Consider the following 17,942-nt stretch of genomic DNA (forward strand, 5'->3'; position numbering starts at 1 on the left):
CCTGGCTCCTCATAGTAAGGCTTGTTGCCGCATATTGTACCAGATTGAGCCAGGCCGTTGTTCTGCTAAGCTCACGCGAAGACGCGAAGACGCGAAGGGTTAAGCTCAACCAGCGTCGCAAACGGCGGCACCCGGCAACCACGGGGCGGGCACCCGCAAGGGGTGCCCCTACAAGGCCGGGGGCAGGGCCCGGTGTACGGGCACCCCTTGCGGGTGCCCTGGTGGGGTCGAGCGGATTCATTTCGTCAACCAATGCGCTCCCAGGTTCTGGCTTCTGGCTCAAAGTGCCAGCACAGCAGCAAGCAAGAATGGTATCATACTAAGAGAGACACGTAATCAACCGTTACCTATCATGATGAGCGCTATGAATCATTTGTTGCGTAGCGTTATGCTACTCTTGATCATACTTGGGTTGCTGACCGGATGTACGCCGATGCCCTGGGCGGGGCTTAGCCCGACGCCGGTGCCACCTTCGCCGGTGCCGCCTTCGCCGACGGCGACGCTGCAACCTTCGCCCGAGCCGACGGCAACGCTGCGGCCAACTGAAACCCCGTTGCCTTCGCCGACCTTTGAACCCTTGCCGCCGACGCCGACGCTTGCGCCGGTGGGGGCTGCGTCGCGTCTGCAGATCTTTGAGCGAACCTGGGAACTGGTGCGCGATAACTATGTCTATGAAGATTATCGTGGGGTCGATTGGGATGAGGTGCGCCGCTCGTTTACGCCGCGGGTCGCTGCGGCTGAAGAGCCTGAAGTCTTCTATGCGCTGATGCGCGAGTTGATCGATCTGCTCGATGACGACCATTCACGCTTTGAGTCACCCCAAGAGGTCGCGGCTCAGCAGGCCGAGTTTCGCGGTGAGCTGCGTTATGGTGGCATTGGTGCGCAGATCCGTACGCTTGATGAGGGCGGGTTGATCACCGGTACCGCCCCCGACGGCCCTGCTGAACGGGCTGGCATTCAGTTGAACGATCTCATCGTGGCGGTCAATGGCATCCCCTTTACCAATACCGAGGCGTTTGGTCCCGATGGGCCAATTGGCACGGTGCGCGGTGAACCAGGAACGCCGGTGACGCTGACGATCCGCACGAGCAACCAGGCTCCACGCGAGGTCATCGTGTTCCGCGAAACCGTCGCGATGGACGCTTTCAATCAGGTGCAGAGCCGCTTCCTTCCCGATCTGCCGGTTGGGGTGGTGACGATTCCTAGTTTTTATGTTGATGAACTTGATACCAAGGTGCGTGTGGCAATTGAGGAGTTGCTGGCCGAGCAACCGCTGGCTGGCTTGATCATTGATGTGCGTGAAAATGCCGGTGGGTACGTGCATCTGATGCGCAATACCGTGGCGCTTTTTCATGATGGGGGCAGCATTGGGAGCACCGCTGGCCGCACCACGAGTGAAGAGCAGCGCATTCCAGAGGGCAAGACGATCCCGGGGCTTGAAGATGTGCCTGTTGCCATCTTGATCGGCCCCGGCTCGGCGAGCGCCACCGAGATGTTTGCCGCCGGGATGCAGGTGCTTGGCCGGGCGCGCGTCGTCGGCGAACCGAGTGCTGGCAATACGGAAAATCTGTACGGTTACAACTTTGACGATGGTTCGCGCTTGCTGTTGGCCCAGGTCGCCTATCGTTTACCGGATGGGACGCTGATCGAAGAACGGGGCGTGATCCCTGATCGCCTCGTTGACGTGGAATGGTGGCGTTATCCACCGGATGACGATCCCCAACTCCGCGCTGCGGTGGAAGAGTTAGGGTTTGCGCAGCGCCCTGCGAGTACTTTGCCATAACGATTGGCCCTGAAAAGTCAAGAGGCTCACTGTGAGTACGTCGTTGTATGGTCGTGTGGTGCAAATTAATGTGAACCCACGGGGTGGGGTGCCGAAATATGCCGTGCCAAGTGCCGAAATTATGCTCAATGGCGTGCTTGGCGATAAACAGCGCGACCATCGCTATCACGGCGGGGTTGAACGCGCGGTCAGTCTCTATGCCCTCGAACGCATCGAAGCATTGCGTGCCGAGGGCCACCCGATTGGCCCTGGTACCACGGGCGAAAATTTGACCCTCGCCGGGATCGATTGGGCGCGCTTGAAGATCGGTGATCATCTGCTCATCGGTGAATGGGTCGAGCTCGAGTTGACTGGCTTTGCGGTACCTTGTAGCACCATCAGTGACTCGTTTCGCAACGGTGAGTTCAAACGCATGGCCGAGAAATTGCATCCCGGCTGGAGCCGCTTCTATGCCCGCGTGCGCGCTGAGGGCATTGTTCGTACTGATGATCGTGTCATTGTCAATAGTTAGCCCTCGGCAATTATTCTTGCAAGGTTATGAAATAGTTGTTTACAGTTATGGTACTTACCCATAACTGATCTCCAGAAGTATGTTATAGTCCCCGCAACCAATCCCTTACTGATCAGTTTGATCGCCAACCCAAACCCTTATGCACGCTTCTCCTGGCCAGAGAAGCCTAGCGTTATACCGCTGCACTGCCGCAGCCGTCCTCCCAAGCATGGTGCTATGACGAGCCTGAGATCTGGACTATCCAGGTGCGGTTCGCAAGGAGGAGCGATCTATGAGTGCTTCAAAGAAGCCTGCGCGTGGCTCGGTTTTTTTTCACGAGGTCGTTGGTGCTACGGCGGTTGATCCGCATCTTGAGGCTTGCCTGCAATGCGGTACCTGTGGTGGCTCGTGCCCCTCGGGCAACGACATGGAACACACGCCCCGTACCCTTTTTGCGATGATTGCCGCCGGGATGCGCGAAACCGTTCTGCGTAGCAATACGCCCTGGTATTGTGTTTCGTGTTATTACTGCACAGAGCGTTGCCCGCAAGAGGTGCATATCACCGATGTGATGTATACCCTCAAGCGCCTCGCGATCAAAGAGGGCTTCTCGCGGCAGTCGAGCGCGGCCCAGGCCCCGGCGTTTTCGGAAACCTTTATGGAGCATGTCGAGCGGTATGGCCGTAGCTTTGAGTTGGGTTTGATCACGCGCTATTTCTTGCGCCATCGCCCCCTCGATACGGTCAAGATTGCCCCGATCGGGGCCGGTATGCTTCGCCGCAAGCGCTTCGATCTCACGCCGCGTAAGATCCGTCAGATCGATCAGCTTCAGGCGATTCTTGCCCGGGCCGATGAACTGGAGCGCAGTCCTTAATGGTTTTTAGGCATTGCATCAGGGAGTGCCGACTTCAGTCGGCTTCCGGGTTCGCCGACTGAAGTCGGCACTCCGGTTCGCCCGATGTCATGTTTCATCACGATGAGCGCAATGCTCGTGTGTCGTCGTTGCACGCTTTTGCGGCCTTGATTATACGATATATCTTTCGTCCTTCTTGACTGGCGACTCCGGATCAAGCAAGGGTGGAGAAGGAGTCCCTGCTATGCAGTATGGCTATTATCCGGGCTGCTCGCTGGAGCGCAATGCCGGTGCGTATCACGACTCGACGATGGCGGTGGCAGGCGTCTTGGGCCTCCAGTTTACCGAAGTTGATGATTGGAATTGTTGTGGTGCGACCGAGTTCTTTTCGGTGCATCAGATGCAGGCGTATGCGCTGACCGGGCGTAATCTGGCCCTTGCCGCCGATCAGTTTGCACCGAAAGCTGCGCTGCCGGTTATTCCGGTGGAGGCTGCCGAAACCCCCCAGCTTGTGGCGCCCTGTAGCGCCTGTTACCTCAATTTGAGCAAGGTTGATCGGTATCTCGCCAGTTCGCCTGAGCTTGCCGCAAAAGTCAATACGGCCCTTGATGCGGGTGGGTTGCACTATGATCCCGGCAGTTTGCGCGTACGCCATTTGCTGGATGTGGTCGTGAATGATGCTGGCTATGACGCGATTGCCGCCCGTGTGCAGCGGGCGCTGACTGGCCTGCGCGTCGCGCCCTACTATGGCTGCCTTGTGGTGCGGCCGGGCTTCCAGGGGCAGTTTGATGACCCCGAGTATCCGACGACCCTCGATAAGCTGATGCGCGTGCTCGGGGCGAAAGTGGTTGATTTTCCCCTCAAGGCGCACTGCTGTGGCGGCCATATGACCCAGATTAGCGAGGATGTTGCGCTTGAGTTGCTGCGTCGGTTGCTCAAGAATGCCGCTGAGTATCAGGCCGATGTTATTGTGACCCTCTGCCCAATGTGTCAACTCAATCTTGATGTCTTTCAGAGTGCGGTCAATCGGCGCTTTGGTACCAATTTCAATCTGCCCGTCCTCTTTTTTACGCAGTTGATGGGCCTCGCCTTTGGCCTTGCCCCCGAGCGGTTGGGCATTGGCAAGGAGTTTGTCGCTTCCCGGCCTGCTCTCGCCAAAATTGGTACGTCGGGCGAAGTAGAGCAGGAACGCGCGGTTGGCAAGCGGGCGAAACGACGCAATGATCAGAGCTTGCCCATGCCTTATATGCCTGAGGAGGAAGAGCGATGAGCAATGATCAGGATCAGATCCCTCCCATATCTCCACCGCACGCTTCGCCTGATGAGGAACGCGTTGGCGTCTATGTCTGCCATTGTGGCAGCAATATTGCCAGGACGATCGCGGTTGAGGATGTGGCTGTCTGGGCTGAGCAGCAGGAGCATGTGGTTGTTGCCCGCGATTATAAGTTTATGTGTTCGAGCCTCGGTCAAGAGTTGATCGAACAGGATATTCAGGCGAAGGGTCTCAGCCGAGTTGTCGTGGCCGCATGTTCGCCCCATATGCACGAGCGTACCTTTCGTGGTGCCTGTCAGCGCGCCGGGCTCAATCCCTATCTTTTTGAGATGGCAAATATCCGCGAGTTGACCTCGTGGGCGACTGATGACCGCGAAGCGGCGACGAGCAAGGCGAAAGCGCAGGTCAAGGGGGCGATCGAGCGTGCGGTGCTGCAAGAGCCGCTCGAGCCGCTCTTTGTGGATATTAATCCCAATACGCTTGTGGTTGGTGGGGGCATTGCTGGCCTAACGGCGGCGCTTGAACTGGCCGATTCGGGGTACCACGTCTATCTGGTTGACCGCGATTCGTCGATTGGTGGTCAGATGGCGAAACTCGATAAAACCTTTCCAACCCTCGACTGCGCGGCCTGCATCCTTACCCCTAAAATGGTTGATGCGGCCAACCATCCCAATATTACCCTCATGACCTGGAGTGAGGTGGTGGCGGTGGATGGCTTTGTCGGCAATTTCAGCGTGCAGGTGCGCCACAAGCCGCGTTATATCATCGAGGATCTCTGTACCGGGTGCGGTACTTGTATCGAGAAGTGCCCTTCGCGGGTGCTTGATCAGCATTTCGAGGTTGGCCTGGGCTATCACAAGGCGATTGATCGCAATTTCCCCCAGGCGGTTCCAAAATATCCGGTGATTGATACCACGCATTGCATCTATTTTCAGCGTGGCAAATGCCGGGCCTGTCAGGTTGTTTGCCCAACCAATGCGATTGATTTTACCCAGAAGGAGACCTTCGAGCAGCTTGAGGTCGGCAATATTATTCTCGCCACAGGCTATGAGCAGTTTGATGCCCGTCGCGTGCCGCAGTATGGCTACGGTCGCCTCGCGAATGTCTTTACGAGTATGGAGTTTGAGCGCATGGTCAATGCCGCCGGGCCCACCAGCGGTCAGGTCGTGCTGCGCGATGGCGTGTCAGCCCCGCAGTCGGTGGGCATTATTCATTGCGTCGGCTCGCGTGACAAGAACTATAACGAGTATTGCTCGCGCGCGTGTTGCATGGCTGCGCTCAAGTTTGCCCATCTGGTGCATGAACGGGTGCCCGACGCCGAGGTCTATAACTTTTATATTGACATCCGCGCTGCCGGCAAGCACTACGAAGAGTTCTATCATCGGGTGTTGGAAGAGGGTACGCACTTTATTCGTGGGCGGGTGGCCGAGGTGACCGATGCGGCGCGTGGTCCCGGCGAAGAGGGCAAGTTGATTATCCAGGCCGAGGATACGCTGATCGGTAAACAACGCCGCATTCCGGTTGATATGGTGGTCTTGATGGTGGGAATGGAAGCCCGCCACGATTCGCGCAATGTTGCCTCTACCTTCGGGCTTGGCTGCGATTTCGAGGGCTGGTTTACCGAGCGCCACGCCAAACTCGATCCGGTCGTCACCATGACCGAGGGCATTCTGATCGCCGGGGCCTGCCAGGGACCCAAGGCCATCCCCGAGTCGGTCGCCCAGGGTTCCGCTGCGGCGGCGCGGGTGGCCGGGCTGATTGGTCGGCGCACGATCAAACTCGAGCCGGTGCGCGCAAGCATTGAGGCGGCGGCTTGTTCGGGGTGCCGTATTTGCAATAATGTCTGCCCCTATCACGCGATCGTCTTCCACGAAGCGATCAAGATCTCCGAGGTGATCACGGCCCTTTGTCAGGGGTGTGGCGCGTGTGTGGCAGCTTGCCCAAGCGCGGCCATCACCGGTGCGCACTTCACGCGTGAGCAGGTGCTCTCGCAGATCGATGGGTTGCTCTGGGATATGCAACCCGGTGTGCTGGTGCTCGCCTGAGCGCCGCTGGGACAACGACTATGCACGCGACAAACGCACGAAGGAGACCATCACTATGGCAGAGCCAACAACGTTTAACCCGGTGATCATCGGCTTTCTCTGCAACTGGTGCTCGTACCGGGCTGCTGACCTGGCGGGAACGGCGCGCACGCACTATGCGCCGACGATGCGTCCGATCCGGGTGATGTGTACGGCCCGCGTTGAACCCGAGTTTGTGCTCAAGGCATTGCGTTCGGGGGCCGATGGGGTGTTGATTGCCGGCTGTCATCCCGGCGAATGCCACTATGTTGAAGGCAATATCAAGGCGCTGCGACGCTTTCTGTTGCTCAAACGGATGCTCACGCAGTTTGGCATCGAACCGCAGCGTGTCCAGCTTGTCTGGGCCGCCGCCTCGGAAGGCCATCACTTGGCCGCTGCGGTTGACCGTATGACCGAAGAGTTACGTGCGCTTGGCCCCTTGCACTGGCAACAGACGGTGTTGCGTGCGAAGGCCGATATTCCGCTGATCAAGCTTGAGGTTGGTGGGTAGGAAGATACCATGAGCAAAGCGACCTTTGCGATGTACTGGGCGGCGTCATGCGGGGGGTGCGAGATTTCGTTGCTCAATATTGGCAATGATATTCTCGCCGTTGATGAGGCCTTCGAGGTGCTCTTCTGGCCGTGTATCGCCGATTTCAAATACCACGATGTCGAGCAGTATGCCGATGGCGCGATTGATCTCTGCCTCTTCAATGGGGCCATTCGCAATAGTGAAAATGAAGAACTCGCCCGCTTGCTCCGCCGGAAGTCCAAAATCCTGGTGGCCTTTGGTTCTTGCGCCTCAGAAGGCTGCATCCCGGGTCTCGCTAATTTGACCAGTTCGTCGGCGATCTTCAATGCGGCCTATGCCGACTGTTTGACGACGGATGGCTCGCGGACGCAATTGCCCCAGATGGTGACGCTGGTGCCTGAAGGTGAGATCCGTATCCCCCGCTTTTACGAGACGGTGCGCACGCTTGACCAGGTGGTGCCGGTCGACTATGTGATCCCGGGCTGCCCGCCCGAGGCGCATCAGATTGCCGCTGTCATCAAGGCGATTATCAGTGGTGCGCCGTTGCCCGCCCCTGGCAGAACCGTGATCGGGGCGAGCAAGACGGCGGTCTGCGAAGAGTGCCCGCTGACGAAGGATGTTAAGCAGATTACGCGTTTTTACCGTCCGTATGAGCTTATTCCCGACCCGACGATCTGCTTGCTCGAGCAGGGCCTGCTCTGTATGGGACCGGCGACGCGAGGTGGATGCGGTGCCCTCTGCCCGCAGGTGGGGATGCGCTGCGAGGGTTGTTATGGCCCGTTGGAAGGGCAGGATCAAGGCGCACGCATGCTGTCGGCGGTTGCCTCGGTGGTGGCCGTGGGCAAACCGGGTGACGAAGAGGCTGCGCTCGAGGCGGCGATTGACAACGTGATGGCGACGCTGGTCGATCCGGCGGGCACGTTCTATCGCTTTAGCTTGGCCCGTTCGTTGCTTCAGCGTTCGCGGGTCACTGACCCAGCGCAGCAGAGTGCGGAGGAAGCACGATGAAGAAGATCAGCATTGATCCCGTCACTAGGCTCGAAGGGCATGGTCGCATTGACCTTTTTCTCAACGACGAAGGCGATCTCGCCAACGCCTATTTCATTATCCCCGAGTTGCGCGGCTTCGAGCAGTTTTGTGTCGGGCGTCCCGCCGAAGAGATGCCGCGCATCACGGATCGCATCTGCGGCGTGTGCCCCGAGGCGCACCATATCGCCTCGACTAAGGCGCTTGATGCGCTCTTCCACGCCGATCCGCCCCGCGTCACCAAAAAGCTGCGCGAGATGTTCTATTCGGCCTTTTTTGTGGCTGATCATACGACCCATTTCTATGCGCTCGGTGGGCCTGATTTTGTGCTTGGCCCTGATGCGCCGCCAGCCGAGCGCAATATCCTCGGGGTGATCCGCAAAGTTGGCGTCGAAGTCGGCAAACAGGTGATTGATGCGCGGGTACGCAATCACCATGTGATCAAAATGCTTGGCGGGCGTGGTGTCCATCCGGTGGCCGGGCTGCCGGGCGGCTGGAGCAAGGCGGTCTCGCCCGAAGAGCGTGAGGTGATCGAGGCCACGGCGCGCAAAAATGTCGATTTTGCCCTCTTTAGCCTCAAGCTCTTTGCCGATGTGGTGCTCAGCAATAGCCAATATACTGACATGATCTTTTCGGACGCCTTTACCAACCAGACCTACTCGATGGGCACGGTTGATGCCGATAATTGCGTCAATTTCTATGATGGCATGATCCGCGTCGTTGACCCCGAAGGCGTTGAGTTGGTCAAATACCATCCGAAGACGTATGCCCATCACCTAGCCGAGCATTCTGAACCCTGGACGTATCTCAAATTTCCGTACCTCAAACAGATCGGCTGGCAGGGCTTTGTGGATGGCAAAGCGAGTGGCGTCTATTGTGCCACGCCGCTTTCGCGGCTTAATGCCGCCGATGGCATGGCAACACCGCGTGCGCATGCGGCCTTTGAGGAGTTTTATACCACGCTGGGCAGTAAAAAGGTTAACGGGCGTTACCAACCTGTTCACCATCGCCTGGCGACCCACTGGGCGCGGCTGGTCGAGTTGCTTTTTGCGGCTGAACGGATGCTGGAACTATCGCTCGATCCCGAGATTACCGACCCGAATGTGCGCACGCCGATCACCGCCACGCCGACCGAAGGCGTTGGCTCGGTAGAAGCGCCGCGCGGCACGCTGACCCATCACTACTGGACTGACGAAAACGGCATGCTCACCAGGGTCAACCTGATTGTCGGCACAACCAATAACTATGCCCCAATGGCGATGTCGATCAAAAAAGCCGCCCAGAGTCTGATCCAAAAGGGCACGGTCGTCACCGAGGGTCTCTTGAATCGCATTGAGATGGCGTTTCGTTCGTACGACCCATGTTTCGGGTGCGCCACGCACGCCTTACCTGGTCAGATGCCCCTCGAAGTCGTCATCCGCGATGCTCAGGGGGGCGAAGTGCAACGCCTGAGTCAGTATCTTGGAGAGACCTAGCATGGCAACGCTGGTGCTTGGCCTGGGCAATCCCATTCTGACTGATGACGCCGTGGGCATCCGTGCTGCCGAAGCGGTACAGGCAGCGCTTGCGCAACGTGCCGATGCCCTGCCACTGGCCGAGGTCGCCACCGCCAGTGTGGGTGGCCTGGCGCTGATGGAAGCGATGATCGGCTACGAGCGGGTTGTCTTGATTGATGCCTTCTGTTGTCGGGAACCTTCACCGGGTCGCATTCATCGTCTCACCTTAGCTGATCTTGAGGCCAACCGTGCAACGGTGCATAGTGCTTCGTCACACGATACGCGTTTTGAGACCGCGCTGGCCCTGGGGCGGCAAATGGGCTTTGCGCTACCCGATGAGATTATTATCTATGCAATTGAGGTTGCAAACGTTATTGATTTCAGTGAGCAGATCACTCCTGCTGTTGCCTGCGCTATACCGCAGACAGCACATGCTGTCATGAGTGAACTGTTACCGTCAAAGCTGATCAGAAGGTCAACCGAGGAGGCCCATTATGGTTTCGCCTGAGTTGCTGCGCCGGTACCCCTTTTTTGCGCGTCTGTCGCTTGAGCACCTAACGGCTCTGGCTAATTTGTCTGAAGAACGCACGTTTGCGCAAGGGGAGCGCTTTTTTCGCGAGGGTCAGATCTTGACCCACCTCTATCTGGTGTTGCAAGGCCAGATTGCGCTCACGCTCAAGCTTCCGGTACAGGGCAATCGCGCCGTTGGCCCTGAGTTGAGCGCACAGCAACGCGAGGTTGTGCTTGCCACCATCAGTGCGGGTGAGCTTTGCGCCTGGTCGGCAGTCGTACCGCCCTATGAAGCGACCTCGAATGGTCAGGCTGTGACCGATGGGCGCCTGGTCGAAATTGACTGTGTCACCCTGCGCACCCTCTTTGATCGTGATCCCGTCTTTGGCTTTGCCTTTACCCTGCAGATTGCGCAGGTGATGCGTGACCGTATTCGTGATCTCCATAACGAATCACTTGCCGATCTGTTGGAACGTGCGTAAACGAAGCGTTTCTTCGGTAAAAAAACGCCAGCTATGCTGGCGTTTTTTACCGAAGAAACGCTTTTTACCGGCGAGCGAGATTGGCTGCCACCAAGACGGGGTCCCAGACCGGCGCAAAGGGTGGGGCATAACTCAGGTCAAGTTCACCGAGCTCGTCAACTGTCCAGCCACCGTGGAGGGCGGCGGCGATGACATCAATGCGCTTGGCGACCCCCTCGCTGCCGACCATCTGTCCACCGAGCAGCCGACGGGTTTCGGCTTCATAGACCAATTTGACATGGATTGGCTGGTGGCCAGGCATATAGTGGGCGCGTGAACTCGCCGTCGCGCTGACCGCCTCAACGATGTAGCCCTCGGCGCGGGCACGGGCCTCCGAGAGCCCACTGCTAGCGGCTTCATAGTCAAAGGCCTTGACCACGGCGGTACCAACGATGCCCTTGAAGGTCGCATTGCCCCCGCCAACATTTTCGCCAGCGACGCGGCCCTGCTTGTTCGCCGTTGTCCCGAGGGGGATCCATGCTGGGCGTCCCGTGACGCGATGCAACGCCTCGGCGACATCGCCGGCGGCCCAGATGCCTGGTACATTGGTGCGCTGGTGCGCATCCACCGCAATCGCCCCGGTCGGCCCGAGCGCAATGCCAGCCTCGCGGGCGAGAGCAACACCTGGCCTGATCCCGACCGACAAAATGACAATATCGGCAGGAATATGTTGCCCACCGGCGATCACCTCGCGGACGCCGTTGACATCGCCGGCAAAGCCTTCCACTGCGTGTTCTAACCAGACCGAGACATGCTGCCGTTCGAGTTCAGCCTGCACATGGGCGGCGATCTCGTGATCCAGATTGGGCAGTACCTGGGGCAACCGTTCGATCAAGGCGAGCCCGATCCCATAGGCGGCGAGGGCCTCGGCCATTTCGAGACCAATATAGCCCCCACCGACAATCACGCCACGCTGCGGCTTCTTTGTCTCGATCCATTCCCGGATCGCCAGGGCGTCCTCGACGGTACGCAGGGTAAAGACACCGGGCAGATCAAGCCCGGGCAGCGGTGGGCGAATTGAAGCCCCCCCGGTCGTCATGACGAGGTGATCCCACTGATCGCGGAATTCGCTGCCATCGGGGCGGCGTACCAGCACGCTCTTGGTAGCTGGATCAACCGCGAGCACCTCGTGACCGACGTGAACTTTGATGCCCTGTTTGGCAAACTGCTCGGGGGTACGCACCACAACATCACGCACCTGAGGAATTTCGCCCTTGATCGCATAGGGAAAGCCGCAGGCCCCATAACTCACATAGCCTGAGCGTTCATACACCACAAGTTCAAGCTCTGAATTCATCCGGCGCGCTTTTGAGGCTGCACTCATTCCGGCTGCCACGCCGCCTACCACAATCACCCGTTCACTCATACCAAACTCCTTTTTTTCCTTGACAAATGCGGGCTCGTCTCGTTATAGTTCTCTTCATTGTGCCTGGCTACCGTACGAACAAGAAATGCTCTGATGCTGGCCCAAACGGCCAGCGAAGCTGGGGCCGTTTGGGCCAGCACTCTATGCTTAGATGCAGTGGCAAGCCAAAAGGTTTGCCTGTCGTGCAAGAATTATACTCTATGCACCAACAATCTCGCTCAGCGAGCGCCGTTGTACGCGTTTAGCCCAAGGAGGTGGCCTCATTCGTTTGCTTGGATGTCGGACGTGACCGTGTTGGCGCAGGATCAGGCGTATACCACAAGGAGGTGGCTCCACTATGCTCATGCTCGATTTGAAACATCAGCCGGAAGAGGTCGCAAATACGCTGACCCATGGTCTTGGGGCGATTGCGGGTGCCATTGGGGGCATTATCATCGTCGCTTTAGCGGCCCGCTCGGCGGACGTCTGGCAAGTGACGGGTGCGGTTGTCTACAGCCTCGCCCTGGTGTTGCTCTACGCTGCTTCGACGTTGTTTCATTGGGAGCAGGATAGCCGGATCAAGCGCCGGTTCGAAATTCTGGATCACTGTGCGATCTATGTCTTGATTGCGGGAACGTATACGCCCTTTCTGCTGGTGACGCTGCGGGATAGCATCGGGCCGGTGCTGCTCGCTGTCATCTGGACATTGGCGGTGGCGGGGATTATCTTCAAGCTGATCTTCAAAACCCGCTTTCGCCTGACCTCAACCTTGCTCTACATTGCGATGGGGTGGCTGATCGTTGTTGCGGCCGGACCAATGATCAATGCGTTGCCGCTCTCGGTGCTCTTCTTGTTGCTCTTTGGTGGCATCGCCTATACCGTTGGAACCTATTTCTTCTGTAACGAACGCCTGCCCTACACCCATACGATCTGGCACATCTTTGTGCTGGTTGGCAGTGTCTGCCATTTTGTCGCGGTCGCGACGCAGGTGGTGCCGAGTTAGACGGTTGCGGCCATCGGTCGCTCGCGTTCGTTTCGTTTTGGCGGCACAGCCGTCAAAACGAAACGAACCAAAAACGCATTATCGACAGATCAAGACCGGAAGTTGGCTCTGGCGCAAGACGTGATCCACCGTACTGCCGATGACAATCTCGACTTCAGGGCGAACACTGTAGCCACCAATGAAGATCAGGTTCGAGCCATGTTCGCTGGCGGCACGAAGAATGGCTTCGGCAGCGGGGTGGCTGTCGATGACATAGCCCGCTTGAATGCCCCGCTCTTCGAGGTAGGCTTGCGCTCGGCCAATCGTCAGCCGCAGGTCATCGTTGGGCTCGCGGGCCGTGACGACGACCAACGAGAGTTGGTCGCGCAGCGCAAGATAAGCGGCCAGCATCAGGGCTTCATCGGCACGCGGGCTGCCATCATAGGCCACTAACCCGCGCTTGAGTGGCGAAATGTCGTCGGGCACCGTCAGCACTGGCTGCGGCGAGCGCTGAATAAGATCGCGTAATCCCGAGCGCAGGCGGCCAAAGGGCTCGTCAGGGGTAGGATGGGCGAGACTCATCACCACCAGATCCGCCCAGCGCGCACGGGCACAGATCTGTCGGGCGATGACCCCGTGATCGACCATGAGTTTGCCCACGAGTCCCTCTTCGGCGCAGCGTTGTTCAAACCGGTCGCGTATTGTTGCGATGACGCGCTCATCGGGCTCTTCGTGATCCGGCGGGATCACGTGCAGGCCATACAATGAGCCGCCGTCACGATGGGCCACGACGATGGCCTGTTCGAGGGCGCGCCAACTCTCGGCCTCGCCATTGATTGGTACCAGGATGGTATGAAAGAGTTGCTTGGTGCGTTCGTCGGCCAGGCGTTGTCGCCGCCAGACGCCCGGTGGTGGCCCGTCACGCATCTTTTCAGGCACAAAGGTCTTGACGAGGCGCTCACGCGCACGGGCAAAGATATGCTTGGGGCGTTGCCCACGTTGACGGGTCAGATCGGCGGCGGCGGCGTTCAGGCCTACCGACCAGCCCACACTTGCCTCGAGCGCCTTCTGGTGACGGGCAATCCAGACATACAAGTCCGTTTCGCTCCGTCCTGGAAAGTCACGCAACAGACCGCGACTCTCAATGAGATCAATTGCCGGCAGATAGATCCGCTCGTACCACGAAACGGCAGCCTCTTCGAGCGCCGGGGCCGTTGTTGTCCGCAAGGCAATGCGATGACGTTCCTGTTCCATCTGCTCGGCAATCAGTTGGTAGGCCCCTGGCGCACTAACCCGCAGATCAAGTTCTGGATAGAACATATCCAGACGGGTTGCCTCCATCAACTTGGTATATTCACTCGCGATAATCAGATCATCGGGCGTCACATCGGGGGTGAGCGTCACCCGTGAGGGCACCTCGGTGACGTGGGCGAGCAGATGGTCAATGCCAAGCTCACGGGCCACCGAGACCCGGTGATTGCCGTCTTTGACAAAATAGACGCCGCCAAGCTCATAGACATCAATGGGGGGCAAGAGTTTGCCTTCGCCCATGGCTGCTCGGACATTGGCCCAGCGGGTTTCGTGGGAATGCTGGCGCGGCAAAAAATGGCGCGTAAAATCGTGGTACCTTCCCACACTACCGACAATCGCCTCGATGGGAATGTCACGCAGGCCGCGTACCGCCCAACCCTGTTCCCCAATGCGGCGATGCACCTCTTCGAAGTCGAGCAGATCGTCTGGTTCACCCGTCATCCAGGCCAGCAAATCATCAATCAGGGCACGGCGGCGTGCCCGCCGAAACTCTTCAATCGCGGCCAGTCGCTGCTGTTCGCGCTCCTCCAGTCGCATGCTCAACCTCTCTTGACAGATTCTTCACTGAATCTGGCACTCTGCGTTATACTATAGCCAGACGCTAGGCGACATTGCCTCAGCGCTGGCACGCGCTTGTTGTTATAGTAGTATGATACACGGTTCGTGCAACCATTCAAGCCCCACACGTTGTGGTTTGCCATGTGGCAAAAAGATGCGAATCGGTGTAGTATCCTAAGCAGTGAAATGTATGCCCATCACCGACGGAACGGCAACCATCGGATCGAATGAACAGTATGTGTTATAGGCATAGCCCTGGCGTAGGGGAGGGTTGGTGCTTATGACAGGAGGATCAGGTACGGCCATGAGCAACATCGACCAATTTCGCGGCCTCACCTTCATGAATAAGATTGGCTATCTCTACTATCTCTCGCTTGAAGAGGTGATGGGAGCCAATGGGGTGAAGGCCGTCCTTCGTTTAGGCAATCAACCTCAGTATCTCGATGCCTACCCGCCGAGTGATTTCAAACGGGCGTATCCTTTTGAGGCACAGGCCGCGACATCGCAAGCACTTCATACGATGTACGGCCCGCGGGGTGCCCGTGGCCTCGAGTTGCGCGCTGGTCGGGTTGCCTTCAATCTTGGCCTCCGAGAGTTTGGCCCGCTGCTCAGTGTCTCTGATCTCGCGATGAAATTGATGCCTCCTTCAATGAAGCTGAAGATCATTTTGAATGCGGTGACCCAGGTTTTTGATCGGTTTACCGATCTCAAACCGCATATCAAAGAGGAAAAGACCGAGTTTATCTACCACATTACCCAGTGCTCGAACTGCATTGCCCGTGATCCTGCACCGAATTTTTATCTTGCCCGTGGCATTCTCGAAGAGTCGGCGGCCTGGGCGAGTGGTGGCAAGCGCTTTCAGGTTGAACAGTGTACGTGTATGGGCCAGGGCGCGGAAACCTGTGCCTTTAAAATTGGTAAAGAACCACTCACGTAATTGTATTGACAACCCTGGCTTGCATAAGGCATAATTAGCACTACACGCGAAGTATTATCGTCTGGCACTGCCGCATCTTGAAGATGCCTGTGGTGTTGGGAAAGGCGACCAGCCTTGTTGACTTGGTTTCCTGGGACAACGCCGGGTCTTTCAGGTTATGCATCGTTTGCTGTAGATGAGATCGCGTTTGGCATGATGTAACCGATAGCGCGGTTGCTGTCACGTGGTTACAAGATTCAAGGAGGAATTGTATGCTTGGAGGGTTTGCCAATCGGATCGCCCACGTTGACCTCACGCATCGTACCGTCGAATATCGCCCCATTCCTCATGATTGGGCCCGTCTCTATATCGGTGCTCGTGGCCTCGCTGTCCGCTATCTGTTTGAGAATGGCCCCGAGGTGGAGCCGTTTAGTCCCGAGAATATGCTCTGCTTTATGAATGGGCCGCTCACCGGTACCGATGCGAATATGAGCGGGCGTCAGGCTGTGGTGACCAAGTCGCCCCTCACCGGCACCGTGACCGATAGCCATATCGGTGGCTGGTCGGCGGCACGGATGCGCTGGGCAGGCTTTGATGGCTTTGTGATCACGGGCAAGGCTGATACGCCGGTCTATCTCTATGTGGAGAACGGTGAGGTTTCGATCCGCGATGCCAGCGATCTCTGGGGTAAGGGTATTCACACGGTGATCCCGATGCTCAAAGAGCGGTACGGCGAGAAGGATCTGAGCGTGATGGCGATCGGCCAGTCAGGCGAGAATCTTATCCGCTATGCCGGCTGGGTCAATGAGAATGACCGTGCGGCTGGCCGCGGTGGTACCGGGGCGGTCGGTGGCAGTAAACACCTCAAGGCGATTGTGATCAAGGCTGCTCGGGCGATCCCCAAGGCCGATGATCGTGAGGCCTGGAAGGTCGCCCATAAGCGTGCGCTCGCGACGATTATGGACGAGAAGAATATTACGAGCCCCCGCAAGGGTGGTCTTTCGGTCTATGGTACCAATGTGTTGATGAATATCACCAATACAATAGGGGCCTTGCCTGCTTTTAATAGCCAGAAAACCTCCTTTGGCAACCGTGCCGAATTGATCAGCGGTGAGTATGTCAATGACAATATTCTCGTTGATAACCCAACTTGCCACGCCTGCCCGGTTGCGTGCAAGAAAGAGGTCGAGATCAAGGAAGGTCCGTGGAAGGGCCTGCGCATGGAGAGTGTCGAGTATGAGCCGGCCTGGGCCGTCGGGGCCAACTGTGGCCTCGATGATATCAATACGGTCGCCAAGTTGATCGATCTCTGTAATGACCATGGGATGGATCCGATTGAGCTCGGCAATGTCTTCTCGTGTTATATGGAGTGCTGCGAGCGCGGCTATGCCAATGACGGCGGCCCGCTGCTCTGGGGCGACGCGATGGCGATGGTCGAGATGACGACGAAGATTGCGCTCCGCCAGGAGGTTGGCGATGTGCTTGCTGAGGGTACCGCCCGCGTGGCCGCCCACTACAACCATCCCGAGTTGAGCATGACCGTCAAGGGCCAGGCCATTCCGGCCTATGACCCCCGTGGGCTCAAGGGCATGGGCATTGCCTACGCGACGAGCAACCGCGGTGCCTGTCACCTGCGCGCCTATACCCCCGCCAGTGAGCTTGGCGTTATTCCGCTCAAGACCGACCCGCTGGCATGGAAGGGCAAGGGTGAACTCACCAAGCTCTTCCAGGATCTGCACGCCTTCTCGGATAGCCTCGATCTCTGCAAGTTCAGTGCGTTTGCTGAGGGTGCCGAGGAGTATGCCGCCCAATATTCGGCTTATGCCGGGATTCCGTTCACGGTCGAGGATGTGCTGGTCGCCGGCGAGCGCATCTATAACCTCGAGCGCCGCTTTAATAACCTCGCCGGGATCGCCGAGGGCAGCGACTATCTGCCTGATCGCTTCACGAAAGAGCCTTCGACCTCGCCTGGTTCCGAAGGCCACGTCTGCGAGCTTGATCTGATGCTCGAAGAGTACTACACCGCCCGTGGCTGGGTCAATGGTGTGGTGCCCGAGGCCAAGCTGCAGCAGTTGCAGGTCGTCTAAGCCTGCTTCTTTGCAAAGAAGGTGGTTTTTTGACGCAAAGGCGCAAAGGCGCAACGTTTTTAGCGTAGATGCGCTAACCCTTGGCGGCTTGGTGTGAGCTTATTTGCAAGGTATTGCGTCTGAGCCCTCTTCTCTTCGCACAGGTTTCCACAAAACGGCCAGCAACGCTGGCCGTTTTGTCATGGAAGCATAAGGC

The 17,942-nt window shown here is 58.0% G+C and carries 15 protein-coding genes; 13 read left to right on the plus strand and 2 right to left on the minus strand.

All coding sequences use genetic code 11. The annotated features are described in order from the left end of the window. The first annotated feature begins 364 nt into the window (after positions 1-364). From EKD05_RS15920 to EKD05_RS15965, 10 genes are all read left to right on the plus strand, one after another. Positions 365-1,783, plus strand: a complete 1,419-nt coding sequence (locus tag EKD05_RS15920; protein WP_129674475.1) for a S41 family peptidase — start codon at positions 365-367, stop codon at positions 1,781-1,783. Positions 1,784-1,814: 31 nt separating this feature from the next. Then, entirely contained in the window at positions 1,815-2,294 is a 480-nt protein-coding gene (locus EKD05_RS15925; protein WP_240695816.1) for an MOSC domain-containing protein, read from the plus strand. 271 nt (positions 2,295-2,565) lie between these two features. Continuing rightward, positions 2,566-3,147 (plus strand): 4Fe-4S dicluster domain-containing protein, encoded by a 582-nt coding sequence (locus EKD05_RS15930; RefSeq protein WP_129674477.1) that lies wholly within the window; start codon positions 2,566-2,568, stop codon positions 3,145-3,147. Between the two features lie 223 nt (positions 3,148-3,370). Next, a complete protein-coding gene (locus EKD05_RS15935) occupies positions 3,371-4,396 on the plus strand; it encodes a CoB--CoM heterodisulfide reductase iron-sulfur subunit B family protein (RefSeq protein WP_129674479.1) in 1,026 nt (341 codons plus the stop codon). Then, positions 4,393-6,444, plus strand: a complete 2,052-nt coding sequence (locus tag EKD05_RS15940; RefSeq protein WP_129674481.1) for a CoB--CoM heterodisulfide reductase iron-sulfur subunit A family protein — start codon at positions 4,393-4,395, stop codon at positions 6,442-6,444. The genes EKD05_RS15935 and EKD05_RS15940 overlap by 4 nt, the downstream gene beginning before the upstream one ends. 55 nt (positions 6,445-6,499) lie before the next feature. After that, a complete protein-coding gene (locus EKD05_RS15945; protein WP_129674483.1) occupies positions 6,500-6,973 on the plus strand; it encodes a hydrogenase iron-sulfur subunit in 474 nt (157 codons plus the stop codon). A 9-nt stretch (positions 6,974-6,982) separates the two neighbouring features. Then, positions 6,983-8,002: an oxidoreductase gene (locus EKD05_RS15950; protein WP_129674485.1), complete on the plus strand. Its 1,020-nt coding sequence runs from the start codon at positions 6,983-6,985 to the stop codon at positions 8,000-8,002. Continuing rightward, entirely contained in the window at positions 7,999-9,495 is a 1,497-nt protein-coding gene (locus EKD05_RS15955; RefSeq protein WP_129674487.1) for a Ni/Fe hydrogenase subunit alpha, read from the plus strand. Before EKD05_RS15950 ends, EKD05_RS15955 begins: the two co-directional genes overlap by 4 nt. Before the next feature lies 1 nt (position 9,496). Beyond that, positions 9,497-10,024, plus strand: coding sequence for a hydrogenase maturation protease (locus EKD05_RS15960; RefSeq protein ID WP_129674489.1), 528 nt, complete (start codon positions 9,497-9,499; stop codon positions 10,022-10,024). Continuing rightward, positions 10,011-10,508, plus strand: coding sequence for a Crp/Fnr family transcriptional regulator (locus EKD05_RS15965; protein ID WP_129674491.1), 498 nt, complete (start codon positions 10,011-10,013; stop codon positions 10,506-10,508). The genes EKD05_RS15960 and EKD05_RS15965 overlap by 14 nt, the downstream gene beginning before the upstream one ends. 64 nt (positions 10,509-10,572) lie before the next feature. Here the strand turns inward: EKD05_RS15965 and EKD05_RS15970 are convergent, their stop codons facing one another. Then, the gene (locus EKD05_RS15970; RefSeq protein ID WP_129674493.1) at positions 10,573-11,913 is read right to left on the minus strand and encodes an FAD-dependent oxidoreductase; all 1,341 of its coding nucleotides are present in this window, start codon (positions 11,911-11,913) and stop codon (positions 10,573-10,575) included. 337 nt (positions 11,914-12,250) lie between these two features. Here EKD05_RS15970 and EKD05_RS15975 point away from each other — a divergent pair, with 337 nt between their 5' ends. Further along, on the plus strand, positions 12,251-12,895 hold the full coding sequence (locus tag EKD05_RS15975; protein ID WP_129674495.1) for a hemolysin III family protein: 645 nt from the start codon (positions 12,251-12,253) through the stop codon (positions 12,893-12,895). A 78-nt stretch (positions 12,896-12,973) separates the two neighbouring features. Here EKD05_RS15975 and EKD05_RS15980 read toward each other — a convergent pair whose 3' ends face one another. Next, entirely contained in the window at positions 12,974-14,722 is a 1,749-nt protein-coding gene (locus EKD05_RS15980) for a universal stress protein (RefSeq protein ID WP_129674497.1), read from the minus strand. A gap of 325 nt (positions 14,723-15,047) precedes the next feature. On the opposite strand from EKD05_RS15980, the gene EKD05_RS15985 reads away from it, so the two are divergent. Further along, positions 15,048-15,680, plus strand: a complete 633-nt coding sequence (locus EKD05_RS15985; RefSeq protein WP_129674500.1) for a 4-vinyl reductase — start codon at positions 15,048-15,050, stop codon at positions 15,678-15,680. 251 nt (positions 15,681-15,931) lie between these two features. After that, positions 15,932-17,746, plus strand: a complete 1,815-nt coding sequence (locus EKD05_RS15990; RefSeq protein ID WP_129674502.1) for an aldehyde ferredoxin oxidoreductase family protein — start codon at positions 15,932-15,934, stop codon at positions 17,744-17,746. Positions 17,747-17,942 lie beyond the last annotated feature (196 nt).

This window comes from Candidatus Chloroploca sp. Khr17 (genome assembly GCF_004138165.1).
Classification (GTDB): domain Bacteria; phylum Chloroflexota; class Chloroflexia; order Chloroflexales; family Chloroflexaceae; genus Chloroploca.